23 protein-coding genes are annotated in these 23,653 nt (G+C 63.7%); 15 read left to right on the top strand and 8 right to left on the bottom strand.

Annotated elements, in window-relative coordinates; translation table 11 throughout:
* Positions 1–145 precede the first annotated feature (145 nt).
* The gene (locus tag AX703_RS14985; RefSeq protein ID WP_052242549.1) at positions 146–649 is read left to right on the top strand and encodes an Lrp/AsnC family transcriptional regulator; all 504 of its coding nucleotides are present in this window, start codon (positions 146–148) and stop codon (positions 647–649) included.
* On the top strand, positions 649–1,137 hold the full coding sequence (locus tag AX703_RS14980; protein WP_039335926.1) for an Lrp/AsnC family transcriptional regulator: 489 nt from the start codon (positions 649–651) through the stop codon (positions 1,135–1,137). The genes AX703_RS14985 and AX703_RS14980 overlap by 1 nt, the downstream gene beginning before the upstream one ends.
* A gap of 98 nt (positions 1,138–1,235) precedes the next feature.
* On the opposite strand, the gene AX703_RS14975 is transcribed toward AX703_RS14980, so the two are convergent.
* Positions 1,236–2,861, bottom strand: coding sequence for an AMP-binding protein (locus tag AX703_RS14975; protein WP_062345248.1), 1,626 nt, complete (start codon positions 2,859–2,861; stop codon positions 1,236–1,238).
* A 146-nt stretch (positions 2,862–3,007) separates the two neighbouring features.
* On the opposite strand from AX703_RS14975, the gene AX703_RS14970 reads away from it, so the two are divergent.
* From AX703_RS14970 to AX703_RS14960, 3 genes are read left to right on the top strand one after another with little or no spacing between them, the layout of a single operon-like run.
* Entirely contained in the window at positions 3,008–4,186 is a 1,179-nt protein-coding gene (locus AX703_RS14970; protein WP_062345182.1) for an aromatic ring-hydroxylating dioxygenase subunit alpha, read from the top strand.
* Between the two features lie 14 nt (positions 4,187–4,200).
* Positions 4,201–4,992, top strand: a complete 792-nt coding sequence (locus AX703_RS14965) for a sugar phosphate isomerase/epimerase (protein WP_062345181.1) — start codon at positions 4,201–4,203, stop codon at positions 4,990–4,992.
* Complete coding sequence (locus AX703_RS14960; protein WP_062345179.1) at positions 4,989–5,336, top strand: EthD domain-containing protein; 348 nt, start codon at positions 4,989–4,991, stop codon at positions 5,334–5,336. Before AX703_RS14965 ends, AX703_RS14960 begins: the two co-directional genes overlap by 4 nt.
* Here AX703_RS14960 and AX703_RS14955 read toward each other — a convergent pair whose 3' ends face one another.
* From AX703_RS14955 to AX703_RS28405, 5 genes are all read right to left on the bottom strand, one after another.
* Positions 5,337–6,254, bottom strand: coding sequence for an NAD(P)/FAD-dependent oxidoreductase (locus AX703_RS14955; protein ID WP_062345177.1), 918 nt, complete (start codon positions 6,252–6,254; stop codon positions 5,337–5,339). It lies immediately after the preceding gene.
* A gap of 45 nt (positions 6,255–6,299) precedes the next feature.
* On the bottom strand, positions 6,300–6,734 hold the full coding sequence (locus AX703_RS14950) for a nuclear transport factor 2 family protein (protein WP_039336031.1): 435 nt from the start codon (positions 6,732–6,734) through the stop codon (positions 6,300–6,302).
* Positions 6,735–6,745: 11 nt separating this feature from the next.
* On the bottom strand, positions 6,746–7,432 hold the full coding sequence (locus tag AX703_RS14945) for an SDR family oxidoreductase (protein ID WP_062345175.1): 687 nt from the start codon (positions 7,430–7,432) through the stop codon (positions 6,746–6,748).
* 61 nt (positions 7,433–7,493) lie between these two features.
* Positions 7,494–8,168 carry a TetR/AcrR family transcriptional regulator gene (locus tag AX703_RS14940; RefSeq protein ID WP_039336028.1) on the bottom strand — a complete coding sequence of 225 codons (675 nt, stop codon included), beginning with the start codon at positions 8,166–8,168 and terminating at the stop codon, positions 7,494–7,496.
* A 13-nt stretch (positions 8,169–8,181) separates the two neighbouring features.
* The gene (locus tag AX703_RS28405; protein ID WP_052242548.1) at positions 8,182–8,367 is read right to left on the bottom strand and encodes a hypothetical protein; all 186 of its coding nucleotides are present in this window, start codon (positions 8,365–8,367) and stop codon (positions 8,182–8,184) included.
* On the opposite strand from AX703_RS28405, the gene AX703_RS14930 reads away from it, so the two are divergent.
* From AX703_RS14930 to AX703_RS14920, 3 genes are all read left to right on the top strand, one after another.
* Positions 8,366–10,702 carry a TonB-dependent receptor gene (locus AX703_RS14930; RefSeq protein WP_062345174.1) on the top strand — a complete coding sequence of 779 codons (2,337 nt, stop codon included), beginning with the start codon at positions 8,366–8,368 and terminating at the stop codon, positions 10,700–10,702. The two genes, AX703_RS28405 and AX703_RS14930, sit on opposite strands and share 2 nt — an antisense overlap.
* Positions 10,703–10,783: 81 nt before the next feature.
* Positions 10,784–11,536, top strand: coding sequence for an SDR family oxidoreductase (locus AX703_RS14925; protein WP_039335915.1), 753 nt, complete (start codon positions 10,784–10,786; stop codon positions 11,534–11,536).
* A 158-nt stretch (positions 11,537–11,694) separates the two neighbouring features.
* A complete protein-coding gene (locus AX703_RS14920; protein ID WP_062345172.1) occupies positions 11,695–12,810 on the top strand; it encodes an endo-1,4-beta-xylanase in 1,116 nt (371 codons plus the stop codon).
* 39 nt (positions 12,811–12,849) lie between these two features.
* Here the strand turns inward: AX703_RS14920 and AX703_RS14915 are convergent, their stop codons facing one another.
* Together AX703_RS14915 and AX703_RS14910 are read right to left on the bottom strand one after the other, a co-directional pair.
* Positions 12,850–14,652: an IlvD/Edd family dehydratase gene (locus AX703_RS14915; protein ID WP_062345170.1), complete on the bottom strand. Its 1,803-nt coding sequence runs from the start codon at positions 14,650–14,652 to the stop codon at positions 12,850–12,852.
* Positions 14,653–14,679: 27 nt separating this feature from the next.
* Positions 14,680–15,810, bottom strand: coding sequence for an aldose epimerase family protein (locus tag AX703_RS14910; protein WP_062345246.1), 1,131 nt, complete (start codon positions 15,808–15,810; stop codon positions 14,680–14,682).
* A gap of 181 nt (positions 15,811–15,991) precedes the next feature.
* Between AX703_RS14910 and AX703_RS14905 the strand changes: the two genes are divergently transcribed.
* The 7 genes from AX703_RS14905 (at position 15,992) to AX703_RS14875 (ending at position 23,650) form a co-directional block, all read left to right on the top strand.
* On the top strand, positions 15,992–17,281 hold the full coding sequence (locus AX703_RS14905) for a sugar MFS transporter (protein ID WP_062345168.1): 1,290 nt from the start codon (positions 15,992–15,994) through the stop codon (positions 17,279–17,281).
* Between the two features lie 90 nt (positions 17,282–17,371).
* A complete protein-coding gene (locus AX703_RS14900) occupies positions 17,372–18,898 on the top strand; it encodes an aldehyde dehydrogenase (NADP(+)) (RefSeq protein WP_062345166.1) in 1,527 nt (508 codons plus the stop codon).
* 22 nt (positions 18,899–18,920) lie between these two features.
* Positions 18,921–19,922: an AraD1 family protein gene (gene araD1, locus AX703_RS14895; RefSeq protein ID WP_062345164.1), complete on the top strand. Its 1,002-nt coding sequence runs from the start codon at positions 18,921–18,923 to the stop codon at positions 19,920–19,922.
* A gap of 4 nt (positions 19,923–19,926) precedes the next feature.
* On the top strand, positions 19,927–20,853 hold the full coding sequence (locus AX703_RS14890) for a Gfo/Idh/MocA family protein (protein ID WP_062345161.1): 927 nt from the start codon (positions 19,927–19,929) through the stop codon (positions 20,851–20,853).
* A 2-nt stretch (positions 20,854–20,855) separates the two neighbouring features.
* Entirely contained in the window at positions 20,856–21,764 is a 909-nt protein-coding gene (locus AX703_RS14885) for a 2-dehydro-3-deoxygalactonokinase (RefSeq protein ID WP_062345160.1), read from the top strand.
* Complete coding sequence (locus AX703_RS14880) at positions 21,761–22,390, top strand: 2-dehydro-3-deoxy-6-phosphogalactonate aldolase (RefSeq protein WP_062345158.1); 630 nt, start codon at positions 21,761–21,763, stop codon at positions 22,388–22,390. The genes AX703_RS14885 and AX703_RS14880 overlap by 4 nt, the downstream gene beginning before the upstream one ends.
* Before the next feature lie 147 nt (positions 22,391–22,537).
* Positions 22,538–23,650 carry a glycoside hydrolase family 43 protein gene (locus AX703_RS14875; protein WP_062345244.1) on the top strand — a complete coding sequence of 371 codons (1,113 nt, stop codon included), beginning with the start codon at positions 22,538–22,540 and terminating at the stop codon, positions 23,648–23,650.
* Positions 23,651–23,653: the final 3 nt, after the last annotated feature.

Genomic DNA, 23,653 nt, shown 5'->3' with positions numbered 1-23,653 from the left:
CGTGTGTCGAAAGCGGGACGTCAGGCTGACAACTTACGGAAAAGTGCGTTAACTGCGCGCTTGACCAGCAGTTTGAGGTTGACGGTCGTGGTGTTGCTGCGCAAACCGCAAGGTCTGCCGTCACGGCACCATGGCACGGGGACCGATGAGCCAGATTTTCAGTTTCGACGCGACCGACCAGGCGATCATCCGCGAATTGCGGGCGAACGGGCGGGCCAACAACCAGCAGATCGCCGAAGTCCTCGGGCTTACGGCGACGACGGTGTCAACCCGCATCCGCCGCATGGAAGATGCCAACCAATTGCGCGTTGTCGCTGTGTCGGACTTCACCGCCCACGGTTTCAACGTCCTGCTGCGCATCTCGGTCGAGGTTGACGGCCGCCCGGCGTCAGAGGTCGCGCAGGAACTGGGCGCCCTGCCCGAAGTGGTCGCTGCGCACATGGTGACCGGTCGCTACGACATCGACATGCTCGTCGCCCTGCACGATTTCGACGACCTTTCGGAATTCCTGCTCGACAAGCTTTCCACCGTGCGCGGCATCCGCACGCTGACGCCACACATCGTGGTCGACATCATCAAGTACCAGTTCGACGTCGCTCCGATCGAGGGCCGCCCCGGCGAGAGCCGCGGCAATGGAGGGAACGCCTGATGGCCGCGGTTCAGCTTGACGCACTTGACCGCCAGCTGGTCGACATGCTGGCGCTCGACGCACGCATCTCCAACCGCAAGATCGCGGCAGAACTCGGCGTTACCGAAGGCACCGTGCGCGGGCGCATCAAGCGGCTGCAGCAGGACGGCCTGATCGCCTTTACCGCGATCACCGGGTTCGAAATGGGCAAGCTCGCCCGTCTCGCTTTCATCAACGTCCAGGCCGATGTCGACCGTGTCCGCGAAGTGGCACAGATCATCGCCGAGGTGCCGGGCGTCAACGCGGTGCTGATCACCATGGGCCAGTTCAACATCACCGCGATGAGCCTGATCGACGAATTGGACGAACTGGTCGAACTGGCCTCCGACAAGATTCTGTCCATCGACGGCGTCCACCACGTGGAAACCTCGATTGCGGTCAAGACGGTCAAGTACAACGCCCGCATGGCCAAGATCACCAAGCCGGAAGTGGTCCCCGACGACGATTGAGAGCCGCAGCGCTCACGACATCAAGAACCGATTTGGCGATTGTTTCCCCGGGGAAACACGCTGAAGTGGTTCTTCGATGTAGGCGAGAAGCTGGTCGATCAGCCCTCCAATAAGGCTGCTCGCACCATCGCCCGCAGCATGTCCTTGCGTACCTTGCCGCTGGCCGTACGCGGGAAATCGCTGACGAATTCGAACCGCTCGGGGATCTTCTGACGGGCAAGGCCCGATGCGGAAACGTGTGCCACCAGGTCCCCGCTGTCAGCCTCGCCTGCAAGGATGACATAGGCGCAAACGCCTTCGCCAAGGCGCTCGTGCGGCATGGCAACGATCGCCGCTTCCTTCACCGCAGGGTGCGTGTGCAGCACGTCCTCGATTTCCTTGGCCGAGATGTTCTCGCCACCGCGAATGATGAGCTCCTTCTTGCGACCCGTGATCGTGACTGCGCCAGAATCGTCCAGCACGCCAAGGTCGCCGGTGCGGAAGAAGCCGTCCGGCGTGATCGCCTCGGCGGTCTGTGCTGCGTCGGCGTATCCCATCATCATGCCAGGGCCACGTGCAAGGATCTCGCCTTCTACTCCGCGCGGCAAGGCGTGGTCCTCGTGGTCGACAATGCGGACTTCGTAGTCCACCACTTCACCGTCGGTAGTGGCGGCAAGACTTTCGTCGCGGGGCCAACCGAATGTCACCAGCGGCACTTCGGATGCACCGAACACGCGGAATGCCCTGCAGTTCTCGAAGGCAGCGTTGGCCGCCGGGATGAGGTCTGCCGGCACGGCCGCGCCACCGCATGCGAAAAAGCGAAAGCTCGGTAGCCCCGTGCCGGCAGCCCGCGCAGCCGCCGCCAGTTCCACCAGAAACGGTGTTGCCGCCACTGTGCCGACAAGATCGTGCTGCTCTATCAGGGCGAGCGCCTCGTCGGCGTTCCAGGCTTCCATCAGGACGGAGCGAATTCCGCAGATGAATGGCGCTTCGAGGCCGTTGGCGTAACCGGATACATGCGTTACCGGCGAGGGCATCAGCGTCGCCTCACCTTCCGCCAGGCCCCAATGCCGCCCGCTGGCAGCGACGATATGGGCCAGCGTGCAGTGGCTATGCAACACGCCCTTGGGGCGCCCGGTGGTGCCCGATGTATAGAGCACCATCTTCACGCCCAGCGGGTCAACCTCAGGGGCATCGAAGGGCACGCCGCGCCCGGCGGCCACCAGCGCCGCAAAATCGTCAGGCCCGTCACCGCGTACTGTGAAGACATGCGCAAGATCGGGGAGAGATTCCTGGCAGCGTCGCGCCATCGCCGCATAGTCGACCTTGCGCCACACCTCCGGCACGAAGATCGCGCGGGCACGGCAATCGCCGAGCATCATCGTCACTTCGGCGTCACGGTAGATCGGCACGATCGGATTGACGACAAGGCCTGAAAGCGCCGCCGCCAGATTGATCACGGCTGCTTCGCGCCAGTTGGGCACCTGAAACGCAACCACGTCTCCGCTGCGCAGCCCGCGATCCTGCATCGAGGCAGACAGTGCCTCGGCCTCGGCCAGCACCTGTGCGAAGGTGTACTGCCCTTCCCCATCGATGAAGCACACGAAGTCCGGCGTCGCCGCGGCCCGCTCACGGGCAAGGTCTGCCAGCGTCTTGCGCTGCCATGCCTGCCCTTGCGCAAATTCGCGCTGATGCGGTGCAGGAATCGGCAACCAGTCCCAGGGTTTTGCAGTGTTCTCGTTCATGCCCTGCTTGTTCCAAGCGCCCGAGCGCTTCAGCAATTGGCGAAAAGGTGAGTAACCTAGCCCCTGTCACAGCTTTCGCACCGCACCGGTGCACGGCATGGTCGCAAGCAACATTGGCTACAAGGCCACGGAGAGGCAATACCCAGATGGACCGTATCGAGCGCATCGGACAAGTCGCTGAAATCATGCGCGACTATGTCGAGAACAAGAAGACCTTCCTGACCGACAGCACCAAGCGCGTGCCGGTGCGCAGCTACACTGATCCGGACCAGTGGAAGGCGGAAATGGAGCTGGTGTTCAAGCGCGTGCCGCTGATGCTTGCCTTCACCGCCGAAATGCCCAACCCCGGCGATTACAAGGCGATGGATGCCGTCGGCATGCCGGTGCTGATCAATCGCGACAAGACCGGCAAGGTCCGCGCCTTCCTGAATGTCTGCTCGCATCGCGGCGCTCCGGTGGCGAACGAAGGCCACGGCAATTGCCCGCGCTTCACTTGCAAGTACCACGGCTGGACCTTCGGCCAGGACGGCAAGCTGATCGGCATTTCCGAAGCATCGAAGTTCGGCGAGGTCCGCAAGGCGGAACTGGGCCTGCGCGAGCTGCCGTGTCAGGAAAAGGCGGGCATGATCTTTGTCGTGCTCACCCCCAACGCACCGATCGATGTTGATGCGTTCTATCGTGGTTTCCTCGAGGATTTCGAAGCGCTCGAGTTCGACAAGTGGACCTACATGGGCAGCCGCGTGATCGAGGGCGCCAACTGGAAGATCGCCTATGACGGCTATCTTGAAGGGTATCACTTTGCCTCGCTCCACCCCGAAACGATCTTCCCGCGCACGCCATCGAACTGCATGCACTACGAAGGCTTCGGCCCGCACCAGCGCATCGGCTTCCCGCACCACAAGATCGCTGATGCCCTGAAGGACATCCCGCGCGAGGAGTGGGGCACGCAGGAGAACAACGGTTTCGATTTCGTCCGTATCATGTTCCCCAACGTCTCGGCCTTCATCGCGCCAGAGATCACCCAGGTCGCCCAGCTCTTCCCCGGACCGACGCCGGGCGAGAACCGCACCGTGCTCAACTACCTGCGCCGCGAACCGATCCGCGACGAGGAGGACCGCGCAAACGTCGAAGCGGCGATGAACTTCTTCCGCGACGTCACCTATACGGAAGACTACCTCATCGGCCTCGAGATCCAGAAGGGCCTCGAAACCGGCGCGCATGACGAGCTGGTGTTCGGTCGCAACGAGCGCGGCAACCAGTACTTCCACGAATGGCTGGACTGGTATCTGCAGGACGATCCGGACCTCCCCGAACCGCAGATGTGAGGGGGCGCGGGCCCATGAACCCGATCTCCCTGGCGTCCGGTGTCGTACCCGAATTCGGCCCTGTGGACACAATCGAAGCGGCCCGGGCCGGCGGTTTCGACATGGTCGGGCTCTGGGTGGACCCAGGAGAGTGGACACCGGCACACACCCGCGATGCACGCGCCGCGCTCGCGGCTACCGGCCTTCCGCTGCTCGATGTGGAGGTGATCTGGCTCAAGCCAGATTCAGCGATGGACGATCACCGCAAGGTGATCGACGTCGGCGCGGAACTGGGCGCGCGCAACGTCCTGTGCGTCTCGTCCGACCCGGACCATGGCCGTACCGCCGCGCGCCTGTTCGATCTGTGCCGCCATGCCGAGGGCTCCGGCATTCGCGTTGCATTGGAGTTCGGGATTTTTACCGAAGTCAAGGATTTGCAGCACGCGCTCGGCATTCTTGACCGGATCGACCATCCCCTCAAGGCACTTCTGATCGACCCGATCCACGTCGATCGCTCGGGCTCCTCGATCCCTGAAATCGCCAAGGTTGATCCCGTCCTGCTGCCCTATGCGCAGTTCTGCGATGCGCCTGCCGAGCGCCCCGATCCCTCGGACTTCGGCGCCGTCATCCGCGATGCGATCGACCTGCGCGAACAGTGCGGTGAAGGCGCCTTGCCACTTGCTGCGCTCTATCACGCGCTGCCACCTGGCATTCCGCTTGCCGTCGAACTGCGCTCCGAAGCCTTGCGAGATGCCTTCCCGCACCCTGCCCTGCGTGCGGCAGCCGTGGCCGAAGCTACCCGGAGCTGGCTGGAGGCCCACGCGTGACGGTCACTGTGCTCACCCTGCTCAAGCGCCGCGAAGGCATGAGCAAGGCCGACTTCATCGCCTATTACGAAAGCCGCCACCGCCTGATCGGCGAAAAGGTGCTGCAGGGGTGGGCCACGCGCTACCAGCGCAACCATCTTCACCCGCTCGACGGCTTGGACCAACCCCATGATTTCGACGTCGTGCTGGAAATCGACTTCCCGGACCAGCAGACTTGCGACGCCTGCTTCGCCGCAATGGCCGATCCCGCGATCATGGGCGAAATCGTCGCGGACGAGGAACGTCTGTTCGACCGCAGCCGCATGCGGACCTATCGCGTCGAGGTTCGCGCGTCCTCGCTCTGATCAACGCAGGATCGGCTTCAACCGGGCAAGGTCGTTGCGGATGGTGGTGGCGGCAACGCCCGCCTGCCCCATCGCATGGCTGATCTGGTCCAAACCACGCGTCACGTCCCCAGCCGCATAGAGGCCCTCAACGCTGGTGCGCTGGTGCGCATCGATCTCGATGCATCCTTCCGCGTTTGCCTTTGCCCCAAGATCAAGGGCGAGGTCTGAGCGGATCAGCGAACCCAGCGCCGGATAGACGGTGTCAAACGCCAGTTCTCCATCGGGCGTTGGCACGACGATCGTTTCGCCGGTGATGCGCAAGGGGTGGCATGGTCCATTGACCAGCTTCACCCCGGCGCCTTCAAGCGCTCTACGGTGGCTCTCTTCGATGCCATGCTCACCTTCGGGCGCGATCAGCGTCACGTTCCGCGAAAAGCCCCGCAGGAACAGCGCTTCGTTGTGGCCATGTTCGCCCGTGCCGATCACGCCGATGCGCTTGTCGCTCGCCTCGTATCCGTCGCATATGGGGCAATAGCGCAAAAGCCCGCGCTGCAGTGCCTCGTCATGAACCTCCGGTGCCATTGGCGGCTGATTGTTCACGACGCCTGTCGCCAGCAGAACCGTGCGCGCCTTCAGATCCCGTTCGCCCGCCGTCGCCACGAACAGCGCATCGGCACGCGCCAGCCTTTCGACCAGCGCGGCTTCGACCGCGACGCCGAATTCGGCCGCCTGATCCCGCATCAGCCGGAGCAACGCCTTGCCTTCAATCCCGCCGGGGTATCCAGCGTGATTGTGCGTGCGAGGGATCAGCGCGGCACGGCTGTGGCCGGCATCGACCAACGCCACGCGCAAGTGGAACCGGGCGAGGTAGATCGCGGCAGTAAGGCCCGCAGGCCCTGCACCGACAATCAGGCAATCAAGTGCTGGAGTGTCCATCCCCGCCCAAACCCGTCAGGGCCGGGCGGTTCCGAAAAAGCGCAGTCAATCGGCAAAGACCGTGCGATAAGATCGGCGCGTAAACTTCCAGAGCCCGTCGATCCGCTTCAACTCGTCATCGTAGCGCCCCGTTGCGCGGACGCGCTTGCCGGAGGCCGGATCGTCGAAAATCTCGATGGTGTAGGCCACTGCCCGCGCCGCATCGCCATCAACCTCGATGGAACCGGGCTGCATGAAGTAGACCATCGGCTTCGAGCAGTTGTCGAGACCATAGTGCTTCATCGATTCCGTCCATCCGGCAACGATGGCGGCCTTGCCCGAAAAACCGCCGAGGTCGGGATATTCGGGCAGTTCCCAATAGGCGTCCTCGGCCCAGATCGAGCCCCACAATTCGGGGTCGAGCGTCATTACCCCATGGGCATGGGTGTCCATCAATTCACGGATCGCCATGCGATCCTCAAGCGGTCCTGAAAAAGGCATCATCCTGCTCCTTACCAGGGGTGGGTCTCACCGTTCCACTTGAGGAAATCGCCCGAACGCTCGAGCGTCCATTCGCGGGTGATCTTGCGGATGCCCTCGGCACTCTCGACCGGGGTGATGTCTGCGCCTTCCCCGCCCATGTCCGTCTGCACCCAGCCCGGATGAATGATGCCGACGATCACGCCACGATCCTTGAGGTCGATGGCGACTGATCGCATCAGACGATTAAGCCCTGCCTTGGCCGCGACATAGGAATAGTAGCCGCCATAGGGCCAGGTCGATGCGGCCAGCTGGCTGGAGAAGTTGATGACTTTCGCGCCCTCGCCCATACGGGGGAGAAACGCCTGCAACACGCGCAGCGGGCCCTGCACCATGATGCGGAAGACCTCGTCCCATTCGGCCCAATCGGAGCTTTCCAGTTCCGCAGGCCCCGAACCGCTGATGCCGGCAACGTTGTAGAGCACGTCGATCGCCTCGCCTGCCGTTTCGGCGGCGCCAGCCTTGACCGAGGCATCGTCGGCCACGTCGAAACGGTGGACGGTCAGGCGTCCGTCCGATCCTGCGACGAGATCGGCGAGCGCGCCTGCGCTTTCAGGGTTGCGCACAAGCGCGATCACCCGGTCGCCCGCCGCAACATGCTGGCGAGTCAGTTCCAGGCCGATTCCGCGCCCGGCACCTGTTATTGCCACGGTCGTCATGCTTTCGTCTCCCACTACAGTCTTGTTGCGGCCGAATCCGGCAGTCTTGCCGGATTTCGAATCAGTTCAGCGGGTCATACAGGCTGCGGATGCTGGCGATGGTCAGCTTCAGCACCTTCTCGATCCGCTCAGGCCCCATGACCGGTCGCTGCAACAGCAGGCCGGAATGGACGGCGATGGCGAAATCGCTGCCCAGCTTCATCGCTTCCCACTGGTCCTGCCACTGCGGGAACGATTCGATCATCTCGGCGATCCATACCTCGTCGTAACGCTGCGCCGCAGGAGCGAACGCGGCATTGAGCTCGGCATCCGTGCGGGCGGCAACGGCCAGTTCGAGATAGGCTGCATATTCGCGCGTCTGCACGCTGCGCCAATGTGCTTCGGTAGCGAGATCGATCAGCAGCGCATCGCGGCTTTGGGCCATGGCGGCTATATAATCATCCAAAAACAGGCGCATGCGCTGGTAAAAGATGTGTTCGACCACCGCCGCGACGAGATCCATGCGCGTGGCGAAGTGATGATGCATCGCCCCGCGCGAAACCTGCGCGCGCTCCGCCACCTGGGCGGTCGTCAGGCCCTGATAGCCACCTTCGACCAGGCAATCGACGGCCGCCTCGAGCATCTTCAGTCGCGTCTGCGCCGACTTGCGTTGCTGCCAGCGCACCGGCTCGCCCTCGCCCAGCGAGGTCGGCCGCATCGCGGCAAGCATGCGCTTCTGCATCGTGGAGCCAGCCATCGTCATTGTCCTGTCATGCCCGGGTTTGCCGCGCAAGACCGCCTGACAAAACGGCCAGTTTAATCCGACGGGCGACGGAGAGCATAAAACCGGCAGACGCGCCGGTTATACCGAATCGCGCTGACAGGAGCGGCGACACGGCCATGCCGGCGCCTTTGGGAGGGATCGAGATCATGACAACACGGAACAGGCCTTTCATGACGAGCAGCCTTGCGGCTCTCGCCATTGCCACGCTGCCCGCCGCAGTCCAGGCACAGGACGCGCAGTCGCCTCAGGCGCAAGCCGATGAAGCCCCGGCAGGAGGCCTCGGCGAAATCGTCGTCACTGCCCAGAAGAAGGCCGAGAGCATCCAGTCCGTGCCGATTTCCATTGCTGCTGTCGGCAGCGAGACGCTCGCGGCCTACAATGTCACGACGCTGCAGGCACTTCAGGGCTCGGTCCCCAACGTCCAGATCGACAACTTCGCCAATACCCCCAACAATGCGGTGTTCACCATCCGCGGCATCGGCGTGATCGAGCCCGACCCTTATGCCGGCAACACCGTGTCCATCGTGGTCGACGGCGTGCCGCAGTTCTTCTCCATGGGTGCGCTCCTCGATACCTACGACACCAACCGCGTCGAGATCCTGCGTGGGCCGCAGGGCACGCTGTTCGGCGCCAACACCACCGGCGGTGTTGTCAACGTGGTGACCAACCAGCCTACCGGTGAATTCGGCGGCTATGTTCGCGGCACCTATGGCAACTGGAACCGCTTCGACATCAACGCTTCGGTCGAGGCACCGCTCGCCAAGGATCTCGTCAGCGTCAAGGTTTCGGGCATCCACACGCAGCGCGATGGCTGGACCACCAACGTCTGGAACGGCGAGGACATGGGCCGCAAGAATGTCGATGCGGTGCGCGGCCAGCTCTACATCACGCCCAGCCCGGACCTGAAGATCACGCTGCAGGGCGAATATGTGGAAGCCCGCAACGGCGCGCCGATCGTCGTGAATGGCGGTCTGCCGGGAGAAGGCAACTACGTACCCGAAGGCACGTTCTGGAACGGCGCCAAGCTGCCGATGTACCGCAGCCCCTGCGCGGTCCCCAACCAGCCCTGCAACGCGCCGGACAAGTACTTCTCGGGCAACAACGAAGTGCCCGATCAATCGGACATGACGACGAAGTTCTTCATCGGCACGATCCAGTACGACAATACGCCGCTGGGCGATATCACGGCGATCACCGGCTACAAGAACTTCACCCTGTTCGAGTACACCGACCAGGACGGCACGGCGAAGACCAACAACGCCACCCGCCGCCGCACCCGTGGCTGGCAGTTCAGCCAGGAACTGCGCAGCGCGTTCTCGGCTGGTGACAGCTTCAACGCTGTGGCGGGTCTGTTCTACCTGAAGACTCACTACAACCACTACCAGATGTATCATCTGGACTTCGCCCTGCCCGGCCTCGTCCAGTTCAACCAGCAGTTCCAGGGCACCGAATCCTTCTCGGCCTTCCTGCAAACCTACACCCAGATCACCGATCAGCTGAAGTTTTCGGCAGGTATCCGCTACACCCACGACGAGGTCGATGCGCGCTCCACCCTCGATTACGGCGTCGGCGCTCCGGCGCTGACTTCGGACAACTTTGCCGTGATTCCCACCATCGTTGTCGGCGGGCAGACCGTGCAGCAGGGCCGCGACCTGCGCAACGATCCGCACGACATCGACGTTGGCGGCAAGAAGGGTTGGAGCAACGTCGGCTGGAAGATCGGTCTGGATTATGAAGTCGGCCAGAACCAGCTGATCTACGCGAGCTGGGCGCGCGGCTTCAAATCGGGCGGGTTCACCGGCCGCATCGGCGTGGCCGCTGACGGTGACACGCCGTACAACCCGGAGAAGGTGGACACCTTTGAAGTGGGCCTCAAGGCCGACTTCCTCGACCGTCGCCTCCGCACCAACTTCGCGGCGTTCTATACCAACTATCGCGACATGCAGGTGGCGCAGATCTACTTCGATCCGGCGACCAACGTGCAGGGCAACCGCATCCTCAATGCGGCCAAGTCCGAGATCAAGGGCTTCGAACTCGAAGTCCAGGCCATCCCGGTCGAGGGCCTGACCCTGCGCGGCTCGCTCGCCTACCTTGACACCAAGTACAAGAGCTTCCTGTATTATGATCCGGTGGCGGCGAAGTTCATCGACCTCAAGGGCTTTGCGCTGCAGAATGCGCCGAAGTGGGCCTCGACCCTGGGCGCCAATTTCACCCACGAGTTTGCCGGCGGGTCGAGCGTCATGGCCGACGTCAGCTGGATGTATACCGGGCAGAAGTTCTATACCGCCGTGGTCAACACCCCCCGCTCCTCGATCCAGCCGACCTATTACGTAGACGCCCTGCTGACCTATTACGGCCCGGACAAGCGCTACTCGATCGGCCTGTGGGGCAAGAACCTTTTCGACAAGCGCTATATCTCCACGGTCTACGACAGCCCCGGATACATGGGTCTCGTTGGCTATGCCCCGCCCCGCCAATTCGGCGTGACGGTCGGCTACAACTTCTGACCTGACGGAATCCTCCCTGGCCCCGGTCGTTCCACACAGACGACCGGGGCACTTTTTGTTTGCAGACACGAAGGACAGACAATGGCCAATGGCAAGATGGAAGGCCGCGTGGCGATCATCACGGGCGGCGCATCGGGGCTCGGCGCGGAAGATGCCCGCCTGCTCGCCCGCGAAGGCGCAAGGGTTGTCATCACCGACATGCAGGAAGACCTGGGCCGGGCAACCGCCGCGGAAATCCCGGGTTGTGTCTTCATGCAGCATGACGTGCGAGACGAAGGCCGATGGCACGAGGTCATCGCTGAAACCCTGCGCCTGTTCGGCAGGCTCGATACGCTGGTCAACAATGCAGGGCTCGTGCGGTTCGGTACGATCGAGGACCTGCCCTACCCGGATTTCCGTCTTCAGACCGAGGTCATGCTGGGAGGCACATTCCTGGGATGCCAGGCGGCGATCCCGCACATGAGCAAGGACGGTGCCGGTTCCATCATCAACATGGCGTCGATCGGCGGGATCAAGGGCATCAGCGCCATCCCCGCCTACGCCGGAGCAAAGGCCGGGATCATCGGCATGACCCGCTCGATCGCGGTCCACTGCCGCGAGCAGGGCTATCGCATCCGCTGCAACTCGATCGCGCCGGGCGGCATCGTCACGCCGATGACCGCACAGGCACTGGCCGAACTCCCGGCCGACAACGCCGGTCTGGAACAGGCAAACAACCACGGAATGGGTCAGCCCATCGATATCGCCAACATGGTGCTGTATCTGGCGTGCGACGATGGCCGCCACATCACCGGCACCAACATCGTCATCGACAATGGCGAGACGATGGGCTGATCGTTGTGAGGGGGCGTGGGCAGAGGCATGTCTCCCCCACCCCCGCCGACTGATACAGAAGTCCTTTCCAAGCAATTCTGGTAGCGCTATCGTCTGAGTAATCAGGCGGAAGAGTCTGGAGCAACCGGGAAAGGAAATACGTGAAAAGATCGAGCACCATGACTCGAAGGCAAGGCCTTGGCATCATTGCTGGCGGCGTTGCCATGCTCTCACGGCCGGTGGTCGGCCTGGCGGCGACGCCACCGCTATCCCTGTCCGCTCTGGCCGCCGCAAAGGGCATGCGGTTTGGCTCGGCCGTCGCCGGTGGTGGTGGCGGATCCTGGAGAAATCCCGCGCTTGCTGATTTGCTCAGGCGCGAATGCGCGATTGTGGTCGCCGAAAATGAGATGAAGTGGCAGGCCATCAGACCCTCACCCACTTCATTCGATTTTGCGGCGTTTGACGGGATTGCGGCCTTCGCTGCGCAGAACCAGATGAAGTTGCGCGGCCACACGCTGCTTTGGCATCGACCGAAGTGGATGCCGCGCTGGCTGGAAAGCCATGATTTCGGTTCGCGGCCCGCAACCGCCGCAGCGGCAATGATGGCCAATCACGTAGAGACTGTCTGCGCCCGCTATCAGGGCCGGATCGTATCCTACGACGTGGTCAATGAAACCGTGCTGCCCGAGGATGGATCGCTGGCCGAGACAGCGCTTTCGAAGGCCATGGGCGGGACCGAGGCGCTGGTCGACCTTGCGTTTCGCACGGCGCGCAAGGCTGCTCCGGGCGTCGAGCTGGTCTATAACGATTACATGAGCTGGGAGCCTGGCAACGCCCTCCACCGCAAGGGTGTGCTACGATTGCTGGAAGGCTTTCGCAGGCGCGGCACTCCGGTCGATGCGCTGGGCGTGCAATCGCATCTCATCGCACCCTTGCCCGATGCCGCCCACCGCCGGGAATGGCAGCGTTTCGTGGATGACGTGGTGGCGATGGACTACAAGCTCGTCATAACGGAGTTCGACGTGCGCGATCGCGACCTGCCTGTCGACATCCCCAGCCGGGACCGCACAGTGGCCGACACGACCAAGGCCTATTTCGAGATGATGCTCGATTATCCGCAGCTGAAGGACGTGCTCGCGTGGGGCCTGGTCGATGCCTACTCATGGCTGCAGGGCTTCGAGCCGCGTGCGGACAAGGCCGAGGCGCGCGGGTCCCTGTTTGATTCCGCGTTCAAGGCAAAACCGGTGCATGCTGCCTTGGCCCAGGCTTTCAGCGCCGCCAGACCCCGGGCCTGAACTGTTCACAGCCGGGGGACATTGCCCCCGGCCATTCACTCAATGGTTATCCCGAGGCAAGCCCATCGTCTGGGCAATGCGCTGGTACTTCTCTGCGCCTTCGAGAATGGCGCCTGCGGAAAGCTGACCAACGCGTTCGCGCTGGATCTCTTGCCACGGCGTTTGCGAAGGCGGATAGGCATAGCCACCTGCCGCCTCAAGGGCTGCTCGGCGCGCTGCCAGTTCTTCATCGGAGACCAGCATGTTGGCGGTGCCCTTGCGCAAGTCGATCCGCACGCGATCGCCGGTCTTGAGTATGGCAAGGCCACCCATTGCCGCCGCTTCCGGGCTGGCGTTGAGGATCGAAGGGCTGCCGCTGGTGCCTGACTGGCGGCCATCGCCGATGCAGGGCAGCGCGGTAACACCTGCGCTTATGAGATAGGAAGGGGCCCGCATGTTGACCACTTCGGCCGCGCCGGGATAGCCAATCGGCCCGGCCCCGCGCATGAACAGCAGCGTTTCAGGCGTGATACCCGTCGCAGGATCATCGATGCGCGCATGATAGTCCTCCGGGCCATCGAACACGACCGCCGGGCCTTCGAAGGCATCGGGATCGTCCGGGTTCGACAGGTAGCGCGCCCGGAATTCGTTGCTGATCACGCTGGTCTTCATGATCGCGGAATCGAAGAGGTTGCCCGAGAGCACGATGAAGCCGGCATCCTTGACCAGAGGCTGGTCGTAAGGACGGATCACCTTCTCATCCTCGATCACCGCATTACGGCAATTCTCGCCCATGGTCTTGCCGTTCACGGTCATCGCGTTTTCGGCGATGAGGCCCTGTGCGATAAGCTGGCCCACCACCGCCGGCACGCCACCAGCGCGATAGTAGTCCTCGCCGAGGTACTCGCCGGCAGGCTGCAGGTTGACCAGCAACGGCACCTTGTGGCCGAGGCGCTGCCAGTCGGTCAGCGGCAGGTCCACTCCGACGTGACGCGCTATGGCGGCCAGATGGATCGGTGCATTGGTCGACCCGCCGATCGCCGAATTGACGACGATGGCGTTGTGAAACGCATCGAGCGTCATGATGTCCGAAGGCTTGAGGTCCTCGTGCACCATGTCGACGATGCGCTTGCCGGTGCGCCAGGCGCACTCCTGCCGGTCACGATAAGGCGCAGGAATGGCGGCCGAGCCCGGCAGCATCATGCCCAGCGCTTCGGCAAGGCTGTTCATGGTCGTAGCCGTGCCCATCGTGTTGCAATAGCCGGTCGACGGTGCCGAACTGGCGACGAGCTTGATGAAGCCCTCCTCGTCGAGTTCGCCCTTGGCCATCAGTTCACGGCCCTTCCACACGATCGTGCCCGATCCGGTGCGTTCGCCCTTGAACCAGCCGTTGAGCATCGGGCCGACCGACAGCGCGATGGCTGGAATGTTCACGGTGGCCGCCGCCATCAGCAGCGCGGGCGTGGTCTTGTCGCAACCAGTGGTCAGCACCACGCCGTCGATCGGATAGCCGTAAAGCGCTTCGACCAGGCCGATGTAGGCAAGGTTTCGGTCAAGCCCTGCCGTGGGGCGCTTGCCGGTTTCCTGGATAGGATGCACCGGAATCTCCAGCGCAATGCCGCCCGCCTCGCGAATCCCTTCGCGCACGCGCTCCGCCAGCACGATATGGTGACGGTTGCACGGCGAAAGATCGCTGCCCGTCTGCGCAATCCCGATGATCGGCTTGCCCGAACGCAGCTCCTCAAGGCTCAGCCCGAAGTTGAGATAGCGCTCAAGGTAGAGCGAGGTCATGTCGATATTGTCGGGATTGTCGAACCACGCGCGCGAGCGGAGCTTCGGGGCCTTTGGAGAGGATTCGGTCATTGCAGCTTTCAGCTATTCGAGTGGAGTTCAGCGCCGCTTCGGCGCGACGCTGACGCGGTAGATCATGGCGTGGCGATAGGGCTTGCCCGGATCGACACGTGTGGACACGAACTTGGCCTGGTTGGGGGCATCCGGAAACTTCTGCGGTTCAAGCGCGATCCCGTCTCCCATGCGGTAGACATGGCCCTGCTTGCCGAGCACCGTCCCATCAAGGAAATTACCGGTGTAGAACTGCACGCCGGGTTCGGTCGTCAGCACTTCGAGCACGCGGCCAGAAGCAGGGTCTTCCAGCCTTGCGGCAAGCTGCGGCGTCGCGGTAACGCCCTTGTCGAGCGCGAAGTTGTGGTCATAGCCGCGACCGATGGCGATCTGGTCGTCCCGTCCATCGCGCAAGCCGTTGGCAATGCGCTTGGGCCGACTGAAGTCGAACACCGTGCCCGCCACCTTGCGAAGCTCGCCGGTGGGGATCAGGGTGGCATCGACAGGGGTGTAGGTTGACGCCGGGATCATCAGCCGGTTGCCCATGGCACCCATCGGCGCCCCCTCCCCGGCCATGTTGAACAGCGCGTGGTTCGTCATGTTGACGATCGTCGGCTTGTCGGTCGCCGCTTCGAAGGTGATGCCAAGATTCCCGCGCTCGTCCAGCGTATAGGTCACCTTGGTATCGAGCTTGCCGGGATAGCCTTCCTCGCCATCGGCGCTGACGTAGGAGAGCACCACGCTCGCCACCGGGCCCGACTTGATCGAGACCACCTTCCAGTTGCGCTTGTCAAAGCCCTTCACGCCGCCGTGCAGCGAATTGCCGAGGTTGTTCTGGGCGAGCTGATAAGCCTTGCCATCAAGCGTGAAACGCCCCTTGGCGATGCGGTTGGCATAGCGGCCCACCGTCACGCCGAAGAAATTGGGCTTGGCCTCATAGGTCTGCACATCATCATAACCCAGCACGATGTCGGCCACCTTTCCATCGCGCGAGGGCGCCATCAGCGACTGCAGCGTGGCGCCATAGGTCAGCACGCGGGCGGAAACGCCATTGGCAGCCTTCAACGTGATTGCGAAAGCCTCGGTGCCGTCGGCCAGCCTGCCTGCGCTTTCCTGCTTCGCTTCGGCCGCGCTGACCGACTGGGCCAGCAGGGCAACCGGTGCTGCCAGTGCCAGCATCAGCAGGGTGCCGTTGTTCGGCTTTCCCGCAATCCTCATCCTCTCGATCCTTTCGGAGACATGCATTGTCCTTGCGCCATTGACGGCAAGCGTTCGCGGATATAGTCCGACAAATAGAATTTGCGCAAGACGGTAAGCGTACCGCATCGCGCACCGGGCAAGAGAGAGGAAGCGCAAGTCCATGCCGCCAGTGGCTTCACCCCAGGGAAATACCGCGATCGAAGGCGATTCCAACGTGCGCTACGGCCCTGCGCTGACCCTTCTGGCCAGCCTGTTCTTCATGTGGGGGTTCATTACGGTCATCAACAACACGCTGCTGCCACACCTGCGCAGCGTGTTCGACCTGAACTATACGCAGACAACATTGATCGAATCGGTGTGGTTCATCGCGTACTTCGTTGCCTCGATCCCCTCGGCAAAGCTGATCGAGAAGATCGGTTACCAGAAGTCGCTGGTGATCGGGCTGCTGGTGATGGCAGCAGGCGCGCTGGGCATGATGCTGGCGGCTTCGATCCCGTCCTATGGGGTAACCCTGGCGATGCTGTTCGTGATCGCCAGCGGCATTACGCTGCTGCAGGTTGCCGCCAATCCATATGTCGCCGTGGTCGGCAGGCCGGAGACCGCGTCATCACGCCTGAACCTGGTGCAGGCGATGAATTCTGCCGGAACGATGCTTGCGCCGATGTTCGGCGCATACCTGATCCTCGGTCGCTCAAAGGGCGGCACGGCCACGTCCGATGTCGTACTGACACAGGCCGAGCGGCTGGCCGATGCGCAATCGGTGATCCTGCCTTATGGCCTCGTTGCCGTCGTTCTCATCGTTCTTGCCGCGATCATTGGCCGGTTCCCGCTCCCAGCCATGGGCAGCGCAACCCAGCGACTTGCGCCCGAGGAACGGGCAAAGCTTTCGCTGTGGAAGCACCGCAATCTCGTCTTCGGCATTCCGGCAATCTTCATCTACCTGATCGCCGAAATCGGTGTGGCGAACCTCTTCGTGAACTTCGTCAGCCAGCCGGAGATCGCCAACCTGACGCATGAGAAGGCCGGCCAGTATCTCACCTTCCTGTGGGGCGGCATGATGGTCGGGCGCTTCTTGGGCTCGGCCATCATGCAGAAGGTGGACGCAGGCCTGGTGCTTGCCGCATTCTCGGTTGGCGCCTTCGTGGTCATGCTCGTCACCGTCTTCACCACTGGCCCTGCCGCGATGTGGGCGCTGATCCTTGTCGGCCTGTTCCACTCGATCATGTTCCCGACGATCTTCACGCTCGGCATCAAGGGGCTGGGGCCCTTGACCGAGGAGGGTTCAGGCCTGCTGATCATGGCCATCGCCGGTGGCGCACTGGTCGTCGTGCAGGGGTGGCTGGCCGATGCCTATGGTCTGCAGACCTCTTTCCTGCTGACGGCTGCGTGCGAATTGTATGTGCTGTTCTATGCACTGTGGGGTTCAAAGACCACTGCCGATCCTGCCTGACGCATAGCTATGAACGCCCTTCCGCCGGATCGCACATGGTTGCGCTCCGGCCATTCTGATAATATGTCAGACTAAATCAGGAGATTTTCGATGACAGAATTCCGCTCCGTGGTAGCCGCCACGGGTGAGCCGACCGGTCCTGCCTTTGCGGTGCATGGCCCCGCTGAAGTCGATGCCGCCTGCGCCGCAGCTGCCGCCGCGTTCGACGTCTACCGCGCCACCAGCCGCGAAGAGCGCGCTGCCTTCCTCGAATCCATTGCATCAGAGATCCTCGCCATCGGCGATGATCTGATCGAAGCAGCAATGAGCGAGTCCGGCCTTCCCCGTGCGCGCCTCGAAGGCGAACGGGGCCGCACCGTGGGCCAGCTACGCCTGTTTGCAGACGTTGTCCGCAAGGGCGCCTGGCAGCAGTTGCGCATCGATCCGGCCCTGCCCGATCGTCAGCCCCTGCCCCGTCCGGACATCCGCCTGCGCATGATCCCGGTGGGGCCGGTCGCCGTGTTCGGCGCATCAAACTTCCCGCTCGCCTTTTCGACGGCTGGAGGGGACACCGCCTCGGCGCTGGCGGCAGGCTGCCCGGTCGTGGTCAAGGGACACCCTGCCCATCCCCGCACTGGCGAACTGGTCGCGGGGGCGATAGCCCGTGCAGTTGCTGCCTGTGGCCTGCCGGCCGGCGTGTTCGGCCATCTCGTGGGTCCGTCGAACGAACTTGGCGCGGCGCTTGTGCAGGATCCGCGCATTGCCGCAGTCGGCTTCACCGGCTCGCGCAGCGGCGGCCTTGCGCTCGTCCGGCTTGCCCAAGGCCGTGACGTGCCGATCCCGGTCTACGCCGAGATGTCGAGCATCAACCCGGTGCTGCTCCTGCCCGAAGCGCTGAAGGCGCGGGGGGGGGCGCTCGGCACGGCGTTCGTCGGCTCGCTCACCATGGGTGCGGGCCAGTTCTGCACCAATCCCGGCCTTGTGCTGGCCATCGAAGGCGAAGGCCTCGAAGCGTTTGTTGCCGCTGCCACCGAAGCCGTCAGGGCCGCGACTGCCCAGACGATGCTGACGGGCGGCATCTGCAAGGCTTATCAGTCGGGCGTCGCTGCGCTTGAAGCCGCACCCGGCGTAGAAAAGCTGGCCGAGGGCGTTGCCGGCGACGCAATGCAGGGCCATGCCGCGCTGTTTCGCACCACTGCGCACGCATTCCTCGCCGACAAGGCTCTGGGCCACGAGGTTTTCGGCCCCTCTTCGGTCGTCGTCGTGTGCAGGGACGAGGTAGAACTCGCCACAGTCCTTGCCGGGCTCGAAGGCCAGCTGACGGCCACGCTCCACATGGACGCCGCTGATGAAGCGCTCGCCGCGCGGTTGATGCCGGTGCTTGAACTGAAGGCCGGGCGCATCCTTGCCAATGGCTGGCCGACCGGCGTCGAAGTATGCCACGCCATGGTCCATGGCGGCCCCTTCCCGGCAACCTCCGACCCGCGCACCACGTCGGTCGGCAGCCTCGCGATCGACCGCTTCCTGCGCCCCGTCAGCTACCAGAACCTGGCCGCCGATCTGTTGCCGCGCGAACTGCGTGATGATGCGCGTGGCGACGGTGCGCCGCGCCTGATTGACGGCACGTTGACGCTCTGAGCGCCTGACAGGAGATCCCATCATGTCCCTCCGCCTCCTGCAGCACCGTGCCAGCGATGGAACGCGCAGTGTCATCCTGGCCAATGGCGCGGCCGCGCATGTCCTCGAAGGAGTTGCCCGCACCACGGACCTCGCCCGCCGCGCCATCGCCGCCGGAACGTCGCTGGTGCAGGAGGCGAAAGCCTGTCCGGTTGGCCCGTCAATAGATCTTGCGGCAGAGTTCGAAGCAGGCCGCTTCCTCGCGCCGATCGACCACGAAGATCCGGCGCATCTGGCCCTGACCGGCACAGGCCTTACCCACCTCGGCTCGGCCGAAGGGCGCGACAAGATGCATCGGGAGGCTGCAGCGGCTGCCCATCAGACCGATTCCATGCGCATGTTCCTCGAAGGGCTCGAAGGCGGCAAGCCGAGCGATGGCCGGGTCGGCCAGCAGCCGGAATGGTTCTACAAGGGCGATGGCAGCCAGCTGGTCGGACCCGGCGAACCGCTGGAGATGCCGGCATTCGCGCAGGACGGCGGCGAGGAACCGGAACTGGCTGGCATCTACCTGATCGGCCCGGACGGCACCCCGTTCAGGCTCGGCTTCGCGCTTGCCAACGAGTTTTCGGACCACGTCACCGAACGCCACAATTACCTGTGGTTGGCGCATTCCAAGCTGCGCCGGGCCGCACTGGGCCCTGAACTGCTGATCGGCGAGGCCCCCACCGACGTTCGCGGCACCAGCCGCATACTGCGCGATGGCGTGGTGCAGTGGGAAAAGCCTTTCCTCACTGGCGAGGACAACATGAGCCACAGCCTCGCCAACCTGGAGCACCACCACTTCAAGTATGAGTTGTTCCGGCGCCCCGGCGATGTGCATGTCCACTTCTTTGGCACCGCTACACTCTCATTCAGCGATGCAGTACGCACGCAAGCGGGCGACGTGTTCGAGATCGAGGCGGCGCCGTTTGCACTGCCGTGCCGCAATCCGCTGACGCAGACGGCAGGCGATGCTTCCGCGCCGCTCAAGGTGCAGGTACTCTAAAGGCATGGACCCGATCAGGATCGCCGTTATCGGCGTGGGCAAGATCGCCCGCGACCAGCACTTGCCCGCTATCGCTGGCAATGGCGCGTTCGGACTTGCCGCGACGGTCAGCCCGCATGACCCCGGCGTAGATGGCGTGCCCCATTTCGCCAGTCTGGACGAGTTGCTTGCGAGCGGTCCGGCCGTCGACGCCGTCGCGCTGTGCACCCCGCCACAGGTACGCTACGATCTGGCCAGCACCGCGCTTGCGCGCGGCGTCCACGTCTTTCTCGAAAAGCCACCGGGCGCGACGCTGGCTGAAGTCGCCGCGCTGGAAGCGCAGGCAGACAAGGTCGGCGCCACGCTGTTCGCTGCCTGGCATTCGCGCTTTGCCGCCGGGGTTGCTCCAGCCCGAGCCTGGCTGGCCGAACGGCGCATCGACAATGTCGAGATCATTTGGCGTGAGGACGTGCGGGTGTGGCATCCGGGACAGGCGTGGATCTGGGAGCCGGGCGGCCTGGGTGTCTTCGACCCCGGAATCAACGCATTGTCGATCGCAACCCGCATCCTGCCCCGGCCGATCTTCCTGCAGTCCGGGACACTCGAAATCCCCTCCAACCGCGCCGCCCCCATCGCTGCCGACCTGAGCTTCCGCGATAGCACCGGCGCGTCAGTCCACATGGACCTCGACTGGCGGCAGACCGGCCCGCAAAGCTGGGACATCGTGGTGGAAACCGATGCCGGCACGCTCAAGCTGTCAAGCGGCGGCGCGGTACTGACGCTACCTTCGGGCACGAGCCATGACGAGGATCACGAGTATCCCGGCCTCTACGCCCGCTTCGCCACGCTGATCCGCACCGGCCGCAGCGACGTCGATGTAACCCCGCTGCGCCTCGTTGCCGACGCCTTCCTGCGCGCGACGCGGGTCAGCGTCGAACCGTTCGAGGATTGACCATGCCTGGCCCGGTGCGACGCGTTATCGGCGACTGGGGCAGCACCCGCTTGCGCCTGTTCCTCGTGGAGGACGGCGAGACGACCGCACGCTTGGATGGCCCCGGCGTGACCCAGCTGGTGGAACCGGCGGAGCGAACGCTGGCTCGCCTGCTCTCGGTCTGGCTGGCAGACGGTCCGATCAAGGCGATCACGCTGTGCGGCATGGTCGGGTCTCCCGCAGGCCTCGCCGTTGCTCCTTATGCGCCCTGCCCGGTCGATGCGGGGGGCTGGCACCATGCCCGCACCCGGCTGCGCGTGCTGGGCCACGATGTCGAGATCCTGCCCGGTCTCTCCTGCCGGACCGGCGATGGCGTGCCCGAGGTTATGCGCGGCGAGGAAACGCAGGTCTTCGGCGCAATGGCGCTGAATCCTGTCCATCGCGATGGCGATCATCTCTTCGCCCTTCCCGGCACCCACGGCAAATGGGTCAGCACCAGCGACGGCACCATCACCGGCTTCCGTACGGCTCCCACCGGCGAGGTTTTTGCCGCGATTACGGGCCAAACCTCCCTGACCGGCCCGGACGCGCCCGGCGAGGGCAGCTTTGAGGATGGCTTCGGACGCGGGCTTTCCCGTTCGGCCGAAGCATTGCCGGGTGCTCTGTTCGAAGCTCGCGCGGCGCGCCTGCTCGATGGCCGCTCGCGCGATTGGGCCAAGGGCTATCTCTCGGGCGTGCTGATTGGGGCAGAGGTGGCGCAGTTCGGCAGAGGCGCGCGGAACGTGACATTGATCGGCGATCCCGCACTTGCCGCGCTTTATGCGACCGCGCTTGCACACCACGGCGGTTCATCGCAACTGGTCGACGGCGAACGCGCCGTCGTGGCCGGACTTGCCCAAGCCATAACACTTGCTGAAAGTCTGCGCCCGTGAAGGTCGAAGAAGTCCTCGCCGAAGGCGTTCCGCCCATCGTCGCCATCCTGCGCGGCATCCGCACCGAGGAAGCGGTGGACATCGCTACTTCTCTGGTCGAGGCGGGTGTGCGCCTGATCGAAGTGCCCTTCAACTCCCCCGATCCGTGCGGGTCGATCAGGGCCATGGTGAAAGCGCTGGGTGACCGCGCCGCCTTTGGCGGCGGCACGGTAACCAGCACGGATCTTGCCGAACAGCTCGCGGCGGCCGGCGGCACGTTCATGGTCTCGCCCAATACGGACGCCGCGGTCATTGCCCGGTCGCTCGAACTCGGCATGGACGTCCTTCCAGGGTTCCTGACGCCCACCGAAGCCTTCGCGGCACTTGGCGCAGGCGCGCGGGACCTCAAGCTCTTTCCCGGCTCCGTCCTGGGCAGCAGCTATATCAAGGCCTTTCGGGAGGTCCTGCCGGCAGAAGCGCGCATATGGGCGGTCGGTGGCGTCGGCGTGGCCAATGTCGCAGAGTTCCGCGCGGCCGGGGTGTACGGGATCGGTGTCGGGGGCAGCCTCTACCGGCCCGGCGACGATGCGGCGACCGTGGCTGCGCGCGCAGCGTTCCTAGTGGCAGCCTGGAAGGCGGCTTCCTGATTTCTGCTTGAAGCAGTGCTTGCCAAGCGTTCACCTCGACGCTAATTAGAATGCATATTTCAGATTGCCGTCAGGTTTAGGTAGCGCTATCATCGCCGCAGCAATTACGCGAAAGGCCGGAAAACCGGCCTGCAAGGGGATGTCATGATGAAGGCGAGAATCACCACTGCTGCCCTGTGCCTGACCAGCGCGCTTGCGCTCGTCGCCTGCTCGAAGGCCGCGAACGAAGCACAGCCCGCAAATGGTGGGGCACCTGCAAGCGCCTTCCGTGATCAACCTCTGGTCAACGAGATCTACACCGCTGACCCTTCCGCCCACGTCTTTGACGGCAAGATCTACATCTACCCCTCGCACGACATCGAAACGCCGACGCCTGACGACGATCTGGGCAACCAGTACGCCATGCGCGACTACCGCGTCTTGAGCATGGACAAGGTTGGCGGCAAGGTCACCGTCGGTCCTGTCGCGCTTGACGTAAAGGACGTGCCTTGGGCCTCACAGCAGATGTGGGCGCCCGATGCGGCCCACAAGGACGGTACCTACTACCTGTACTTCCCGGCGCGCGACAAATCGAAGGACAAGAACGGACTCGGCGCGTTCCGCATCGGCGTCGCCACGTCGAAGAGCCCGATGGGCCCATTCGTGGCCGAAAAGGACCCCATTCCCGGATCGTTCTCGATGGACCCCGCGGTGTTCACCGACGACGACGGCACTGCCTACATGTACTTCGGCGGCATCTGGGGTGGGCAGCTTCAGCGTTGGGCCACGGGCAAGTATGATCCAAACGGCTCCGACACCGATCTCATGAAGGATGACCAGCCCGCGCTGTCCGGCAAGGTCGTCAAGATGAACCCCGACATGAAGACTTTCGCGGAGAGCCCTCGCGACGCGGTGATCCTGGGCGAAGATGGCAAGCCGGTACTGGGAGGCGACCACGAGCGCCGCTTCTTCGAAGCCTCCTGGGTCTTCAAGAAGGATGGCAAATACTACTACACCTACTCGACCGGCGACACGCACTTCCTCAACTATGCCATCGGCACCAGTCCGTATGGACCGTTCAAGTACGCCGGCCACATCCTCAAGCCCGTGCAGGGCTGGACCACGCACCACTCGATCATCCAGCACGATGGCAAGTGGTGGCTGTTCTACGCCGACACGCAGCTCTCCAACAAGAACCACCTGCGCAACGTCAAGGTGACCGAGCTGACCTTCAACCCCGATGGCTCGATCCAGACGATCGATCCCATGAAAGCGAAGTAAACC

This window comes from Novosphingobium sp. CCH12-A3 (genome assembly GCF_001556015.1).
Classification (GTDB): Bacteria; Pseudomonadota; Alphaproteobacteria; order Sphingomonadales; family Sphingomonadaceae; genus Novosphingobium; species Novosphingobium subterraneum.
This window is presented reverse-complemented; position numbering and strand designations above follow the sequence as displayed.

Excerpts from the sequence above, each read along its gene's own strand:
- AX703_RS14985 (WP_052242549.1), top strand. The coding sequence starts at position 146 with ATGAGCCAGATTTTCAGTTTCGACGCGACCGACCAGGCGATCATCCGC.
- AX703_RS14980 (WP_039335926.1), top strand. The coding sequence starts at position 649 with ATGGCCGCGGTTCAGCTTGACGCACTTGACCGCCAGCTGGTCGACATG.
- AX703_RS14975 (WP_062345248.1), bottom strand. The coding sequence starts at position 2,861 with ATGAACGAGAACACTGCAAAACCCTGGGACTGGTTGCCGATTCCTGCA.
- AX703_RS14970 (WP_062345182.1), top strand. The coding sequence starts at position 3,008 with ATGGACCGTATCGAGCGCATCGGACAAGTCGCTGAAATCATGCGCGAC.
- AX703_RS14965 (WP_062345181.1), top strand. The coding sequence starts at position 4,201 with ATGAACCCGATCTCCCTGGCGTCCGGTGTCGTACCCGAATTCGGCCCT.
- AX703_RS14955 (WP_062345177.1), bottom strand. The coding sequence starts at position 6,254 with ATGGACACTCCAGCACTTGATTGCCTGATTGTCGGTGCAGGGCCTGCG.
- AX703_RS14950 (WP_039336031.1), bottom strand. The coding sequence starts at position 6,734 with ATGCCTTTTTCAGGACCGCTTGAGGATCGCATGGCGATCCGTGAATTG.
- AX703_RS14945 (WP_062345175.1), bottom strand. The coding sequence starts at position 7,432 with ATGACGACCGTGGCAATAACAGGTGCCGGGCGCGGAATCGGCCTGGAA.
- AX703_RS14940 (WP_039336028.1), bottom strand. The coding sequence starts at position 8,168 with ATGGCTGGCTCCACGATGCAGAAGCGCATGCTTGCCGCGATGCGGCCG.
- AX703_RS14930 (WP_062345174.1), top strand. The coding sequence starts at position 8,366 with ATGACGAGCAGCCTTGCGGCTCTCGCCATTGCCACGCTGCCCGCCGCA.
- AX703_RS28405 (WP_052242548.1), bottom strand. The coding sequence starts at position 8,367 with ATGAAAGGCCTGTTCCGTGTTGTCATGATCTCGATCCCTCCCAAAGGC.
- AX703_RS14925 (WP_039335915.1), top strand. The coding sequence starts at position 10,784 with ATGGCCAATGGCAAGATGGAAGGCCGCGTGGCGATCATCACGGGCGGC.
- AX703_RS14920 (WP_062345172.1), top strand. The coding sequence starts at position 11,695 with ATGACTCGAAGGCAAGGCCTTGGCATCATTGCTGGCGGCGTTGCCATG.
- AX703_RS14915 (WP_062345170.1), bottom strand. The coding sequence starts at position 14,652 with ATGACCGAATCCTCTCCAAAGGCCCCGAAGCTCCGCTCGCGCGCGTGG.
- AX703_RS14910 (WP_062345246.1), bottom strand. The coding sequence starts at position 15,810 with ATGCTGGCACTGGCAGCACCGGTTGCCCTGCTGGCCCAGTCGGTCAGC.
- AX703_RS14905 (WP_062345168.1), top strand. The coding sequence starts at position 15,992 with ATGCCGCCAGTGGCTTCACCCCAGGGAAATACCGCGATCGAAGGCGAT.
- AX703_RS14900 (WP_062345166.1), top strand. The coding sequence starts at position 17,372 with ATGACAGAATTCCGCTCCGTGGTAGCCGCCACGGGTGAGCCGACCGGT.
- araD1 (WP_062345164.1), top strand. The coding sequence starts at position 18,921 with ATGTCCCTCCGCCTCCTGCAGCACCGTGCCAGCGATGGAACGCGCAGT.
- AX703_RS14890 (WP_062345161.1), top strand. The coding sequence starts at position 19,927 with ATGGACCCGATCAGGATCGCCGTTATCGGCGTGGGCAAGATCGCCCGC.
- AX703_RS14885 (WP_062345160.1), top strand. The coding sequence starts at position 20,856 with ATGCCTGGCCCGGTGCGACGCGTTATCGGCGACTGGGGCAGCACCCGC.
- AX703_RS14875 (WP_062345244.1), top strand. The coding sequence starts at position 22,538 with ATGAAGGCGAGAATCACCACTGCTGCCCTGTGCCTGACCAGCGCGCTT.